11 protein-coding genes, 1 tRNA gene and 1 riboswitch are annotated in these 12388 nt (G+C 61.1%); of the genes, 7 read left to right on the top strand and 5 right to left on the bottom strand.

What is annotated here, in order from left to right; all coding sequences use genetic code 11:
• Nucleotides 1-83: 83 nt before the first annotated feature.
• A complete protein-coding gene (locus tag PH547_RS17300) occupies nucleotides 84-608 on the bottom strand; it encodes a GcrA family cell cycle regulator (RefSeq protein WP_104821925.1) in 525 nt (174 codons plus the stop codon).
• 425 nt (nucleotides 609-1033) lie between these two features.
• Between PH547_RS17300 and PH547_RS17295 the strand changes: the two genes are divergently transcribed.
• The 3 genes from PH547_RS17295 (at nucleotide 1034) to PH547_RS17285 (ending at nucleotide 4359) form a co-directional block, all read left to right on the top strand.
• On the top strand, nucleotides 1034-2233 hold the full coding sequence (locus PH547_RS17295; RefSeq protein ID WP_104821926.1) for an aspartate aminotransferase family protein: 1200 nt from the start codon (nucleotides 1034-1036) through the stop codon (nucleotides 2231-2233).
• A gap of 171 nt (nucleotides 2234-2404) precedes the next feature.
• Complete coding sequence (gene argF, locus PH547_RS17290) at nucleotides 2405-3322, top strand: ornithine carbamoyltransferase (protein ID WP_104821927.1); 918 nt, start codon at nucleotides 2405-2407, stop codon at nucleotides 3320-3322.
• 47 nt (nucleotides 3323-3369) lie between these two features.
• Nucleotides 3370-4359 carry an Hsp33 family molecular chaperone gene (locus PH547_RS17285; protein ID WP_104821928.1) on the top strand — a complete coding sequence of 330 codons (990 nt, stop codon included), beginning with the start codon at nucleotides 3370-3372 and terminating at the stop codon, nucleotides 4357-4359.
• 77 nt (nucleotides 4360-4436) lie between these two features.
• Here the strand turns inward: PH547_RS17285 and apaG are convergent, their stop codons facing one another.
• Both apaG and PH547_RS17275 read right to left on the bottom strand, forming a co-directional pair.
• Nucleotides 4437-4829, bottom strand: a complete 393-nt coding sequence (gene apaG, locus PH547_RS17280; protein WP_104821929.1) for a Co2+/Mg2+ efflux protein ApaG — start codon at nucleotides 4827-4829, stop codon at nucleotides 4437-4439.
• 326 nt (nucleotides 4830-5155) lie between these two features.
• Nucleotides 5156-6340, bottom strand: coding sequence for an O-succinylhomoserine sulfhydrylase (locus tag PH547_RS17275; protein WP_104821930.1), 1185 nt, complete (start codon nucleotides 6338-6340; stop codon nucleotides 5156-5158).
• A 43-nt stretch (nucleotides 6341-6383) separates the two neighbouring features.
• A riboswitch (SAM riboswitch) is annotated at nucleotides 6384-6462 on the bottom strand.
• A gap of 72 nt (nucleotides 6463-6534) precedes the next feature.
• On the opposite strand from PH547_RS17275, the gene PH547_RS17270 reads away from it, so the two are divergent.
• The 3 genes from PH547_RS17270 to PH547_RS17260 all read left to right on the top strand — a co-directional run bounded on the left by PH547_RS17270 (nucleotide 6535) and on the right by PH547_RS17260 (nucleotide 8553).
• Nucleotides 6535-7629, top strand: a complete 1095-nt coding sequence (locus tag PH547_RS17270) for a 2'-deoxycytidine 5'-triphosphate deaminase (protein WP_199773514.1) — start codon at nucleotides 6535-6537, stop codon at nucleotides 7627-7629.
• Nucleotides 7630-7687: 58 nt separating this feature from the next.
• Nucleotides 7688-7761 (top strand) — tRNA-Gly (locus tag PH547_RS17265).
• 204 nt (nucleotides 7762-7965) lie between these two features.
• Nucleotides 7966-8553, top strand: a complete 588-nt coding sequence (locus tag PH547_RS17260) for an acyltransferase (protein WP_104824973.1) — start codon at nucleotides 7966-7968, stop codon at nucleotides 8551-8553.
• Nucleotides 8554-8637: 84 nt separating this feature from the next.
• Here PH547_RS17260 and PH547_RS17255 read toward each other — a convergent pair whose 3' ends face one another.
• Nucleotides 8638-10647: a methyl-accepting chemotaxis protein gene (locus PH547_RS17255; protein ID WP_285168949.1), complete on the bottom strand. Its 2010-nt coding sequence runs from the start codon at nucleotides 10645-10647 to the stop codon at nucleotides 8638-8640.
• A 511-nt stretch (nucleotides 10648-11158) separates the two neighbouring features.
• On the opposite strand from PH547_RS17255, the gene PH547_RS17250 reads away from it, so the two are divergent.
• A complete protein-coding gene (locus PH547_RS17250; RefSeq protein ID WP_245463966.1) occupies nucleotides 11159-11956 on the top strand; it encodes a transporter substrate-binding domain-containing protein in 798 nt (265 codons plus the stop codon).
• Between the two features lie 9 nt (nucleotides 11957-11965).
• On the opposite strand, the gene PH547_RS17245 is transcribed toward PH547_RS17250, so the two are convergent.
• Nucleotides 11966-12379 carry a tellurite resistance TerB family protein gene (locus tag PH547_RS17245; RefSeq protein WP_104821932.1) on the bottom strand — a complete coding sequence of 138 codons (414 nt, stop codon included), beginning with the start codon at nucleotides 12377-12379 and terminating at the stop codon, nucleotides 11966-11968.
• Between the last annotated feature and the right edge of the window lie 9 nt (nucleotides 12380-12388).

Genomic DNA, 12388 nt, shown 5'->3' with positions numbered 1-12388 from the left:
GGGGCAACCCGATTGGCCATCCAACATAGCGGCGGAAACAGAAAACGGGCCTTTCGGCCCGTTTTTCCTTTGTCTGGTGTGGTTCAGTGCGCGGCCCGGCGCCGGTCATGCACCGGCTGGTAAGCCAGCCGCTGATGGTAGGTGCAGTACGGCGAAGAGTCCGGGCTGTCATTGCCGCAGAAGTGAAAATCTTCCTTCAGCGGGTCGCCGACCGGCCACTTGCAGGTGCGCTCCGTGAGCTCCGTCAGGCCGAGGCGGCGCGAGATCGGAACGACCACATTGGCGGCCGGACGATATTCGACTTCGCTGACCGTATCGATCTCGACCTCTTCCTTGAGCATCGTCGCACCCTGCTGGCGGGTAACCGTGCGGGTTGCAACGCGCGAGGCGTAATTCGGCGCGCGTGGGGCCGAGGTATTGCGCTTCGGCGCTCGAGCTGTGGTTGCCGCACCACCGGCCTTCGCTCGGCCCGGCAGGCTCAAGCGATGCACTTTGCCGATGACGGCATTACGGCTGACACCACCGAGCTGTGCCGCGATCTGGCTGGCGCTCAAACCTTCGGACCACAGCTTTTTCAGCTTCTCGACGCGTTCGTCTGTCCAATTCATGCCCTGTCTCCGCTATCGCGTTTCTGATGGCAGAATCCCTCACCATTGCCTCGAATTGGGTCGAGGCGTGAAACGCTTTAAAATTGTGGTGACTAGTTCCGCCGCATGCAGTCTAGTAATTGGTTTTTAACCTAGTGTGAGGCTGACTCCGTGACAAGAGTCGCGGGAATCTTGAGGAATCGATTTCGAGGTTTTCCCCAACTTGCTATACGTGAGTGGCATTTATGCAATATAAGTTGTCGAAGACATGCCATCCATCGAGAGGTGCTCTGCCGCACCTGCTAAATCGCCAGTTTTGTTGACATCGCAGTGCAAAACATCAATAGTGCCCATGCCGCCGCAAGGCGGCATTTTTGATTTTTCCGGGCCCGTTTCATTCGAAGGAAACGATTGGCCCTAAAGGTTGTGATTGAGGAGAATGCGCCATGGCTGAAACCGCGCCGCTTTATGACACCTATATGCGTGCTCCGCTGCGGTTCGAGCGAGGCGAGGGCGTGTGGCTGATCACGGAGACCGGCGAGCGTTATCTCGATTTCGCCGCGGGCGTCGCGGTGAATTCGCTTGGCCACGCCCATCCACATCTGGTTGCAGAGCTGAAGTCGCAGGCCGACAAGGTCTGGCACCTGTCCAACCTCTATGAGGTGCCAGGCCAGGAGAAGTTGTCGAAGCGCCTGACGGAGGCCACCTTCGCCGATAAGGTATTCTTCACCAATTCCGGTGCGGAGGCGCTGGAATGCGCCATCAAGACGGCGCGTCGCTACCAGTTCTACAAGGGTCATCCGGAGAAATTCCATATCATCACCTTCGAAGGCGCCTTCCATGGCCGCACGATCGCGACGATCGCCGCTGGAGGCCAGGAAAAGTATCTCGAAGGTTTCGGCCCGAAGGCGCCCGGCTTCGACCAGGTGCCTTTCGGCGATCTCGACGCGGTGCGTGCCGCCATCACCGATGCGACGGCCGCGATCCTGATCGAGCCCGTGCAGGGCGAGGGCGGTATCCGCCCTGCGACCAACGAGTTCCTGCGCGGCCTGCGTCAGATTTGCGATGAGAATGGCCTGCTTCTGGTCCTCGACGAGGTTCAGACCGGCGTCGGACGCACCGGCAAGCTCTTTGCCCATGAATGGGCCGGCATCACGCCTGACATCATGGCCGTCGCCAAGGGCATCGGCGGTGGCTTTCCGCTCGGTGCCTGCCTTGCGACCGCGGAAGCGGCCGCAGGCATGAAGGCGGGCACGCATGGCTCGACCTATGGCGGCAATCCGCTCGCCATGGCGGTCGGCAACGCCGTGCTCGATGTCGTGCTATCAGACGGTTTCCTGCAGCATGTGCGCGATGTTGCGTTGGTGTTCCGCCAGGGCTTGGCCTCGCTCAAGGATCGTTTTCCGGATATTATCGAAGATGTCCGCGGCGAAGGGTTGTTGCTTGGCATCAAGGCGGCCATTCCCCAGGCGGACCTGTTGCAGGCGATCCGCGCCGAACATCTGCTGGGTGTGCCGGCCGGCGACAACGTCATCCGTCTGCTGCCGCCGCTGGTGGTCACGGCCGAGGAGGCGCGCGAAGGCATTGCCCGCATCGAACGTGCCGCCGAAAGCCTGCGTGCCGCCCGCGTCAAGAAGTCGGCTTGAGTTCAGCGCCCGCCGGTAGGGGCGTATTACTGCGCCGCGCGTCCGAAGGACGCGCAAAGGACGCAGTAACACTTAGAGTGGCGCATAAGCCTTTCCTTAAATCGGCTCCGATTTAAGGGGTTATGCGCGCCCCACGGCGGGCGTTATCATTTTTGGAGTACAGGTAGGGACATGGCTTCACCGAAACACTTTCTCGATCTCTCGGCCGTCGCGGCTGCCGATCTGCGCAGCATCATCGACGATGCCATCGTGCGAAAGCAGGCGCTGAAGGCGGGTGCGGCCGATAAGCCGCTCGCCGGCAAGATGCTGGCGATGATCTTCGAGAAGCCATCCACCCGCACCCGCGTCTCCTTCGATGTCGGCATGCGCCAGCTCGGCGGCGAGACGCTGTTCCTGTCCGGCACGGAAATGCAGCTTGGCCGCGCCGAGACGATCGGCGATACGGCAAAGGTGCTGTCGCGCTATGTCGACGCCATCATGATCCGTACGACCGAACATTCGCGCCTGTTGGAACTCGCCCAGCACGCGACCGTGCCGGTCATCAACGCTCTCACCGACGACACGCATCCCTGCCAGATCATGGCCGACATCATGACCTTCGAGGAGCATCGCGGTCCGATCAAGGGCAAGACCATCGCCTGGACCGGCGACGGCAACAACGTGCTGCATTCGCTGGTCGAAGGGGCCGCCCGTTTCGGCTATCGCATGAACATGGCCGTACCCCTTGGTTCCGAGCCGAAGGATCACTATCTGAACTGGGCCCGCAACGAGGGCGCCGAAATCATGCTCTCGCATGATGCCGACCGTGCGGTCGCCGGCGCCGATTGTGTGGTAACCGATACCTGGGTTTCCATGAATCAGGAGCACCGGGCCCGCGGTCACAACGTCTTCCAGCCCTATCAGGTCAATGCGGCTTTGATGGCACAGGCCGGCAAGGACGCGTTGTTCATGCATTGCCTGCCCGCCCATCGCGGGGAGGAAGTGACGGACGAGGTGATCGACGGTCCGCAATCCGTTGTTTTCGATGAGGCGGAAAACCGCCTTCATGCGCAAAAGTCGATTCTTGCTTGGTGCCTGGGCGCGATCTGAGGATATAGAACCGCGTTTGATGTCGCGGGCGCAGTAGGAGTAGAGCAATGGCGGAAAGTGCAGCCTCGCTGGGTCAATTCGATTTTGCCGGCGACGATCATGTCGTTCCCTTCCAGGTAGAGGGTCTTGATGTCCGCGGCCGCGCCGTGCAGCTTGGGCCGCTGTTGGACGCAATTCTCGCCCGGCACAGCTATCCGGCCCCGGTTGCCCGGCTGCTGGCCGAGGCGGTGGTGCTGACCGTGCTGCTCGGCACGTCACTGAAGTTCGAGGGCAAGTTCACCGTGCAGACGAAGAGCGACGGGCCGGTCGACCTTCTGGTCGCCGATTTCTCGACGCCGGAGAACGTCCGCGCCTATGCCCGTTTCGATGACGAGGCGCTGGCCAAGGCCGTGGCTGCCGGCAAGACCGAACCGGAACAATTGCTCGGCAAGGGCGTCCTCGCCTTCACCATCGATCAGGGTCGCTTCAGTCAGCCCTATCAGGGGATCGTAGCGCTTGACGGCGCGTCGCTCGAGGAGATCGCCGGCACCTATTTCCGCCAGTCGGAACAGATCCCGACGCGTGTCCGCCTCGGGGCCGCCGAATTGTTCGATCGCGATGAGGCCGGCAAGCCGCGCCATCGCTGGCGGGCAGGCGGCCTTGTAGCGCAGTTCCTGCCGGAAGCTCCGGAGCGCATGCGCCAGCCGGACTTCCACGGCGGCGACGGCGACACCAGCCTGCGCGCACACGTCGAGGATGACGCCTGGGCGGAAGCCCGCTCACTGGTCGAGACGATCGACGCCGACGAATTGACCGATCCGCAGGTCGGTACCGAGCGTTTGCTATTCCGCCTCTTCCATGAGCGCGGCGTGCGCGTTTATGAGCCCAAGGCGGTTTTTGACCGCTGCACCTGTTCGCGCGATAAGCTGAAGGGTGTGTTGCGGGGGTTCTCCGCCGAGGAGGTCGAAGCGAGCCAGGAGAACGGCGAAATCGCCGTCACCTGCGAGTTCTGCTCGACGACCTATCGCTTCGAGGTGTCCGAGGTGACGGCCGCCTGAGCAATCTCAGGAAAGTGCGAAGAGCAAAGATGGAGCGGTGAGGCGATGCCGTGAAAGGCCGACCGCTCCAGCGAGCTTCAGTTCAGCGTCCGCAGCAGGTTGGGCGTATCCAGCGAGAAGGCGGGGATCTTGACGTGAAACAGCTTCCCGTCATCCGTCTCCATCTGATAGTGGCCGAACATCATGCCCGATGGCGTGTCGAGCGGGCAGCCTGAGGAATATTCATAGGTATCGCCGGGCCGCAGCCTGGGCTGCTCGCCCACGACGCCCGGCCCGGTCACCTCATCCACCATGCCGTTCTGATCGGTGATGTGCCAATAGCGCGTCACCAGCCGCACGGTGACGGTCGAGTGGTTGGAAATGATGATGCGGTAACCCCAGACGTAACGATCGTCTTCCGGATCGGATTGCTCCTCCAGATAAAAGGGTTCGACAACAACTTCGATGTCGTGTGTTAGTGCGCGATACATGCCTGACACCTTGGTCACTACTCCGAAACGTCGCGCGCTCAAACGAACGCACAAAGGACGCTCCAGCATTTAAGTCTAGGGCACCTTATCCGCTTTCTATGATCCCACGGAAAGCGGGATACTTAGGGGTATCCTATAAAGCGACCTGTTCCGTCAAGGAATGGATTGGTGAAAACGCCTTTGACGGATTAAACCATTCGGATTTTCAGATGTTAGGAATAACTCTAAAGGTTAATTGTCGGCGGTCGAAAGTATAGGCGCACGGTTCGTTTTCGAGATGTGTAAGCCCGCCCGAACAATATTCGGGCGGGTTTGGGTAGATATAGTCAGGCGGAAACTTGTGCCAGAGCGCGGGCGAAATCCTCGACCAGATCTTCGCTGTCCTCGATCCCCGCGGAAAAGCGCACCGTTCCCGGCGAAATGCCGAGTTCGGCACGGGCCTCGTCGGTGAGGTTCTTGTGCGTCGTGGTAGCGGGATGGGTGATCAGGCTCTTGGAGTCGCCGAGATTGTTGGAAATTTTGACGATCTCCAGTGCGTTCTGCAGCTTGAAGGCCGCTTCCTTGCCGCCCTTCAGCTCGAAGGCCACCAGCGTCGAGCCGCCGGTCATCTGCTTGGCGATGATGTCTGCCTGCGGATGGTCCTTGCGGCCGGGATAGATCACCTTGCCGACCTTGCTCTGTTCTGCGAGGAAGTCGGCGACCTTGGCGGCATTCTGCGTCTGCTGCTTGACGCGCAGCGGGAGCGTTTCGATGCCCTTCAGCAGCGTCCAGGCAGTGAACGGCGACATGGCCGGACCGGTGTGGCGGAAATAATCGTGCAGGTTTTCGTCGATCCACTGCTTGTCGGAGAGGATGACGCCGCCGAGCGAGCGGCCCTGGCCGTCGATGTGTTTGGTCGCGGAATAGACGACGATGTGCGCACCGAGCTCCAGAGGCTTCTGGAACAGCGGCGTTGCGAAGACGTTGTCGACCACGACCTTGGCGTCGATCTGGTTGGCGAGCTTGGCGACGGCGGCGATATCCACGACTTCCAGCGTCGGGTTGGTCGGGCTTTCCAGGAAGAACACCTTGGTATTCGGTCGGATGGCCTTTTCCCAGTTCTCGATGAAGCGGCCATCGACCAGCGTGCATTCGATGCCATATTTCGGCGCCAGCGTCTCGACCACCCAGCGGCAGGAGCCGAAGAGGGCACGGGCTGCGACGATATGATCGCCGGCCTTCAACTGGCAGAGAATGGCGGCAGAAACGGCGGCCATGCCGGAAGCGGTGGCGCGGGCATCTTCAGCGCCTTCGAGAGCGCACATGCGCTTCTCGAACATGTCGTTGGTGGGGCTGCCGTAGCGGGCGTAGATGAAGCCATCCGTCTCGCCCTTGAAGCGGGCTTCTGCGGCTTCCGAGGTGTCGTAGACGAAGCCCTGGGTCAGATAGATTGCTTCGGAGGTCTCGCCGAATTGCGAACGGAGAGTTCCGCCGTGAACGAGCTGGGTTGCGGGGCGCCAAGTCTTGCTCATGCCATCACCACTTTCAAAACAAAAAAACCGGTCGCGAAAGCAGACCGGTTTAACCCCGGTCCTTTTAGCCACTTGTTTAACGTGGCTGCAAGCCGACCGGCCAAATCACCACGGGATAAGTTGCAATACTGCCGTTGACCGCTTGCGTCAATTCCCTGAGTTTGGTTTTGTCTGCGGCAAATTATGGAAGAGGCATGATGGCTCGCACTACTGGAATTTTGGCCGATCGCGCAATTGCGGCGCTCTTCGAAGCGGGGCGGCTGACGAGCGAAAAGGAACTGGATGTCGATCAGATCCAGCCGGCGAGCCTTGACCTGAGGCTCAGTGCCCATGCTTTCCGTGTCCGCGCCAGCTTCATGCCCGGCCCGTCGCATCTTGTCGCCGACAAGCTCGACCGGCTGAAGCTGCATGTCGTCGATCTCTCGGAAGGCGCGGTATTGGAAACCGGCTGTGTCTACATCGTGCCGCTGATGGAGCGGCTCGACCTGCCGGCCGACATGTCCGCCTCCGCCAATCCGAAAAGCTCGACCGGCCGTCTCGACATCTTCACCCGCGTCATCACCGACCGCGCCCAGGAGTTCGACAAGATCCCGGCCGGCTATTCCGGCCCTCTTTATCTCGAAATCAGCCCGCGCACCTTCCCGATCGTCGTTCGTCGCGGCTCGCGCCTGTCGCAGATCCGCTTCCGCGTCGGCCAGGCCATGCTCTCCGAGCCGGAATTGCTGGCGCTGCACGAGAGCGAGACGCTGGTCGCCAGCAAGAAGCCGAACGTCACCGGCGGTGGCATAGCGCTCTCGATCGATCTGGCTGGCGACAAGGAAGGCCTGATCGGTTATCGCGGCAAGCACCACACGGCGGTCGTCGATGTCGACAAGAAGGCGCAGCACGATATTTTCGATTTCTGGGAGCCGCTCTATAGCCGCGGCCGCACCGAACTGATCCTCGATCCGGACGAGTTCTATATCCTCGTCTCGCGTGAGGCGGTCCATGTGCCACCGCATTATGCCGCCGAAATGACGCCCTTCGATCCCTTGGTCGGCGAATTCCGCGTTCATTACGCCGGCTTTTTCGACCCCGGCTTCGGCCACGCCCCCGCCGGCGGCCGCGGCAGCCGCGCCGTGCTGGAAGTCCGCAGCCACGAAGTTCCCTTCATCCTCGAAGACAGCCAGATCGTCGGCCGCCTGGTCTACGAGCACATGCTGGAACAACCCTCCAGCCTCTACGGCTCCGGCCTCGGCTCCAACTATCAGGCGCAGGGCCTCAAGCTGTCGAAGCACTTCCGGCTGTGATCGCCTATTTGGCGGCCTTGACAGAGGCCGCCAACTGTTGGACATCTCTGAATGTCAGGCGGGTGTAGCTCAATGGTAGAGCAGCAGCTTCCCAAGCTGAATACGAGGGTTCGATTCCCTTCACCCGCTCCAGTTCTTCCTTCATAAACAGCTATTTATAGACGGCCTTACCGAGCGCCTACGCACTTGCCTGTCCGGTCCGAACGCGATGGGCGCACAAGCCTGATTTTCGACGACGGCTGGCGCCGGCGTCATCGCCACAACAATACCCATCTTCATTCAGGTTAATGCCAGATATTCCTGCCAAAAATCATCCCTCGACTGGAAGGGATGCCGATGCTCAATGTTGCGCTGCTTTACAGATTGAGGGCGATCTTCGCGCGCGGTGCATTGAGGATTTCCCGCCGCACGAAAGTGCCGCGCAGCGCGACGATCATCTGGAAGGATGGCAGCGTCAGCATCGGGCCAAAGGCCTTTCTGCGCAGGGGGATCGTTATCGATGCCCAACGCGGCAGCATCGATATCGGCCGGAATGTCTCCCTCAACGACTACACAATTCTGCTGGGACGCGGCGGCATCACGATCGGCAACGACGTGCGGATCGCCGCCCATGCCATGGTGGTGTCGTTCGACCACAATTTCGATGATCCCACACAGCCCATTCGCATGCAGGGCGTCACCAAGAAGCCCGTCGTCATCGAAGACGATGTCTGGATCGGCGCCGGGGCGAAAATTCTCGGCGGTTCTTATATATCCAAAGGTTGCGTCATCGGCGCCAATTCCGTCGTCAAGGGCAGAACCATACCCTATGGCGTCTATGTCGGCGCTCCCGCGAAGCTGATCAGGCGCCGGGGCGAATCCGACAGCGTCAGACACGCGGATTTCGAACGGTTTTCTCTCTCCAAAAGAAAAGCGGACCGATAGGCTCCCTCAAACAAACAGGCGGGATGCGATGAAGCATCCCGCCTGTTTTCGTGTCGCGTTATTGCGTCAAGCAGCGTTGCGGGCTCAGAATTCCGTCCAGTCCGCGTCCTTTGTGGGAGCCGCCACCGTCTGGCTGCCGCTGCCGAAGGCGCTCATCAGTTTTTGGCCGAGCGCGCGGGCAGGGGAGGGTGCCGGGCGTGCCTTCGTCCCCTCGACGGCGCGAACCGGAGCAATCGCCGGCCGCGGCGCGGGGCGGGTGACGGCGCGCGGCGTGTGGTTCGAGGGGGCCGCGGCAGCAACATAGTTGCCTTCGGTTCCGGTCATGCGGAACTGGCCGAGCAGGGCCGTCAGCGAGGCGGCTTCTGTTGCCAGGCTATGGCTGGCGGCGGTGCTTTCCTCAACCATGGCGGCGTTCTGCTGCGTGCCGTGATCCATGGCGTTGACGGCGGTGTTGATCTCCTGCAGGCCGGCCGATTGTTCGCGCGAGGCCTCTGCGATCGCGTGCACATGCCGGTTGATCTCCTGCACTTCCGAGACGATGACGTCGAGCGCCTTGCCGGTCTCGTCGACGAGATTGACGCCGGTCTGCACATGCGTGCTGGATGCGGTGATCAGCGATTTGATCTCCTTGGCGGCATTGGCCGAGCGCTGCGCCAGTTCGCGCACTTCCTGGGCGACGACCGCAAAGCCCTTGCCGGCTTCACCGGCGCGAGCGGCTTCGACGCCGGCGTTCAGAGCGAGAAGATTGGTCTGGAAGGCAATGTCGTCGATCACGCCGATGATGTTGCCGATCTCAGACGAGGATTTCTCGATCTGCTGCATGGCGCTGACGGCGTTGCGGACGATCTCGCCGGACCGTTCGGCGCCGGAGCGGGTGTGGGCGACAAGCTGGCTTGCTTCCTCCGCCCGCTTGGCGGCGTCCTTGACGGTAGTGGTGATCTGCTCGAGGGCGGCCGCCGTTTCTTCGACGGCGGCGGCCTGTTGTTCCGTGCGCTTGGAAAGCTCGTCGGCGGAGCCGCGGATTTCATTGGCGCCGGCGTTGATGGCGCGTGCATTGGCACCCACCGCCTGCATGGCCTCGTTCAGCTTGATGAGCGAATGGTTGAAATCCTGCCGTAGCTGATCGAGATGGGCGACGAACTGCGTGTTGATGTGGGTGACGAGATCACCTTGCGCTAAGCGCTTCAGACCGTCGCCGAGCGCCTGCACTGCCTGCTGCAGATGCGCGGCTTCGGTCGCCTGCCGCGCTTCACGTTCGGCGTGCTCGCTGTCGCTGAGATTACGGTCGACTTCGGCTTGCGCTTCCAGCCGGGCGCGTTCGATGGCGTTGTCGCGGAAAACGGAAACTGCCGAGGCCATTTGACCGATTTCGTCGCGACGGTCGAGACCTTCGATCTCGCTTGCCGTATCACCGCTGGCAAGCGTCACCATGCGGCGATGCAGGCGCGTCAGTGGCGTCGCAATGCCAGTCTGAGCGACATAGACGCCGAGGATCATGGCCAGAAGCGTCAGAGTGCCGAGAATGCCGAGCGTGTAGTTGATCGTGGTATTGACGTGGGCGGACACGGCATCGCCGCCATCATTCATCCGGTCGGTCAACTCATTGTTATTGGCCTGCATCTTGGCGACGAGCGCGGTCAGCTTGTCGCTGATGGCGGCCATATTCGCATTCGCGCCCTTGACGTCGCCGCTCTTGCGCTGGTCGATCACCTTGTTCGTCAGCGCTTCCAGCTCGTCTATGCCGGCGAGGATCTGATCCATCTGTGCTTTTTGGGCAGGAACCTGACTTTCGGCCTGCTTCAATCGGTCCTTGGCCTCGCCAAAGCGGCTTTTGCTGGCGGCAACCGTCTTGAAGGCGTCGCTGTCGGGGTCGAAATTCAGCATCATGCTTGCCTGCAGCACGGAGGCCAGAACGGAAGTGCTGGAGCGCGTGCCTTGGGTCGCCGCAACCGCCTCGTTGTCGAGGAAGGCGCTGTAGACCTGATCCGCCTTGCGGAATTCGCTGACGATGAAGAGCAGGCCGGCGAAGGAGATGATCCCGAAAAACAGGATCACGGCGAGCATCTTGGTTTTGATTTTCAGGTTCCTGAACATGACGATCCGTCCGAGGGATATCGCGCCGCACCGGAGGGTAGCGCGCAATGATCCGCTTTCCCTGGAGAAACGAAGGACATCGCGCTTGCTGCCTGGTGCACGCAAGTGAAGCCGAATTTTATGAGATACCTTGGCAAGCAAGGTTCGGACGACCTGCGTCATGCAATCGGCTTCCGGAGCCGACGTCGTCGGTGCCAAATAGAATCGATAGAGCTTAATCGACCGCTAACGCAGATATCTTCAAGGCTGGATTCTGCGGTGTATCCACGCTTTTCCAAGTATCGCAATACTGCGATGCGATTGCGTCGGCGGCTTTGCCTGAAGGGATCGTCGCGACCGACGGACAGGGCGGGATATTCTCCCTTCGGCACGACTCTGTTACACCGGTTTCGAAATCGGAAACCGCGAACCGACCGGAGGCTGGATCATCATCATGCGTGTTTGCCCTTCGGCGTTGGGATCCTTGGCAAGGCTTTTGGTATGCGCGGCGCTGATCCCCGCGTCCTGCACCATGCCTCTGGCGGCCCAAGAGGCGCCGCCGTCCGGCCTGCCGATCTTATTCGATTCGCGCGAGCGGCTGCCGAAGCCGGACCTTTCGTCGCTGGTCAGGCTGCGTTTCCTGACCTCCGTCGACTTCCCGCCCTTCAATTTCGCCGATCAGAATGGAAAGCTCGCCGGCTTTCATGTCGATCTTGCCCGCGAGATCTGCGACGAGCTCGGCATATCGGACAAATGTCAGATCCAGGCGCTGCCCTTCGATGAATTGCAGAGTGCGCTTGCTGCCTCGCAAGGGGATGCGGTGATCGCCGGCGTCGCGGTGACGTCCGAGCTGCGCAAGAGCTTTGCCTTTTCGCGTCCCTTTCTGATGTTGCCTGCCCGTTTCGTGCGCAATCTCAAAGCGTCGATCGACGGCACGACGGCCGCCGCCCTTACCGGTCATCCGGTAGGTGTGGTCAAGGGCACGGCGCATGAGGCGATGCTCGCCGCCTTTTTCCCCGCCATCAAGCAAGTGCCCTTCGACGACAAGGACGCGCTCCTGGCGGCAGTGAAGGACGGCAAGGTGGACGCCGCCTTTGCCGATGGGTTGCAACTATCCTTCTGGGTATCGTCGTCATCGGCCGAAAAATGCTGCGCGCTGTTCGACGGACCCTATCTCTCGCAGCAATTCCTTGGTGAGGGCATGACCATCATGTTGCGCCAGCAGGACGCCGATCTAACGGCCGCGATCAACCATGCGCTGGCAACACTGTCACGCGATGGCCGGCTCCAGGAAATCTACCTGCGCTATTTTCCCTACGGCCTCTATTGAGGACGCTTCTCAGCCCTTGCGGTAGCGGGCAATGGCGCTGCGCTCAATGGCGGCGCAGGTGAGCTTGTCGAGACCAAGACGGTCGCGCAGCAGGCTGAGCAGGCGCAGCTCCTCCGCCTTGACCGAGAAATCGGCAGAAGCGACCTCGACGGCAAGCGCGTAGGCGGTGTCATAGAGCCGCGCCGGCAGGGTGTCGCGCACCGTCTCCAGCACGATATCGAGCCCTTCGCTGCCTGCGAGAAGCTTGGCGCAATCGCGCGAAACGGAGATCAGCCGCTCGTCATCGAAACCGTCGAAAACCGGGAGCGCGTGGATCAGCTCGCCGATCCGCCCCAATTCCTTGTCGTTCATCGTCCGATCGACGGCGGATGCTATCACCATGACGTAGATCAGGGCTTCGTGGGCGGAAAGCGGCTTGTTCATGGCAGATCA

Origin of the sequence: Rhizobium cerradonense, from assembly GCF_030182455.1 — a bacterium.
Taxonomy (GTDB): domain Bacteria; phylum Pseudomonadota; class Alphaproteobacteria; order Rhizobiales; family Rhizobiaceae; genus Rhizobium.
The sequence above is the reverse complement of the archived record's forward strand: the minus strand, read 5'-3'. Positions and strand labels throughout refer to the sequence as shown.

What these genes read in the sequence shown, in the direction of transcription:
- PH547_RS17300 (WP_104821925.1), bottom strand. Translation starts at nt 608, where the DNA reads ATGAATTGGACAGACGAACGCGTCGAGAAGCTGAAAAAGCTGTGGTCC.
- PH547_RS17295 (WP_104821926.1), top strand. Translation starts at nt 1,034, where the DNA reads ATGGCTGAAACCGCGCCGCTTTATGACACCTATATGCGTGCTCCGCTG.
- argF (WP_104821927.1), top strand. Translation starts at nt 2,405, where the DNA reads ATGGCTTCACCGAAACACTTTCTCGATCTCTCGGCCGTCGCGGCTGCC.
- PH547_RS17285 (WP_104821928.1), top strand. Translation starts at nt 3,370, where the DNA reads ATGGCGGAAAGTGCAGCCTCGCTGGGTCAATTCGATTTTGCCGGCGAC.
- apaG (WP_104821929.1), bottom strand. Translation starts at nt 4,829, where the DNA reads ATGTATCGCGCACTAACACACGACATCGAAGTTGTTGTCGAACCCTTT.
- PH547_RS17275 (WP_104821930.1), bottom strand. Translation starts at nt 6,340, where the DNA reads ATGAGCAAGACTTGGCGCCCCGCAACCCAGCTCGTTCACGGCGGAACT.
- PH547_RS17270 (WP_199773514.1), top strand. Translation starts at nt 6,535, where the DNA reads ATGATGGCTCGCACTACTGGAATTTTGGCCGATCGCGCAATTGCGGCG.
- PH547_RS17260 (WP_104824973.1), top strand. Translation starts at nt 7,966, where the DNA reads ATGCTCAATGTTGCGCTGCTTTACAGATTGAGGGCGATCTTCGCGCGC.
- PH547_RS17255 (WP_285168949.1), bottom strand. Translation starts at nt 10,647, where the DNA reads ATGTTCAGGAACCTGAAAATCAAAACCAAGATGCTCGCCGTGATCCTG.
- PH547_RS17250 (WP_245463966.1), top strand. Translation starts at nt 11,159, where the DNA reads ATGCCTCTGGCGGCCCAAGAGGCGCCGCCGTCCGGCCTGCCGATCTTA.
- PH547_RS17245 (WP_104821932.1), bottom strand. Translation starts at nt 12,379, where the DNA reads ATGAACAAGCCGCTTTCCGCCCACGAAGCCCTGATCTACGTCATGGTG.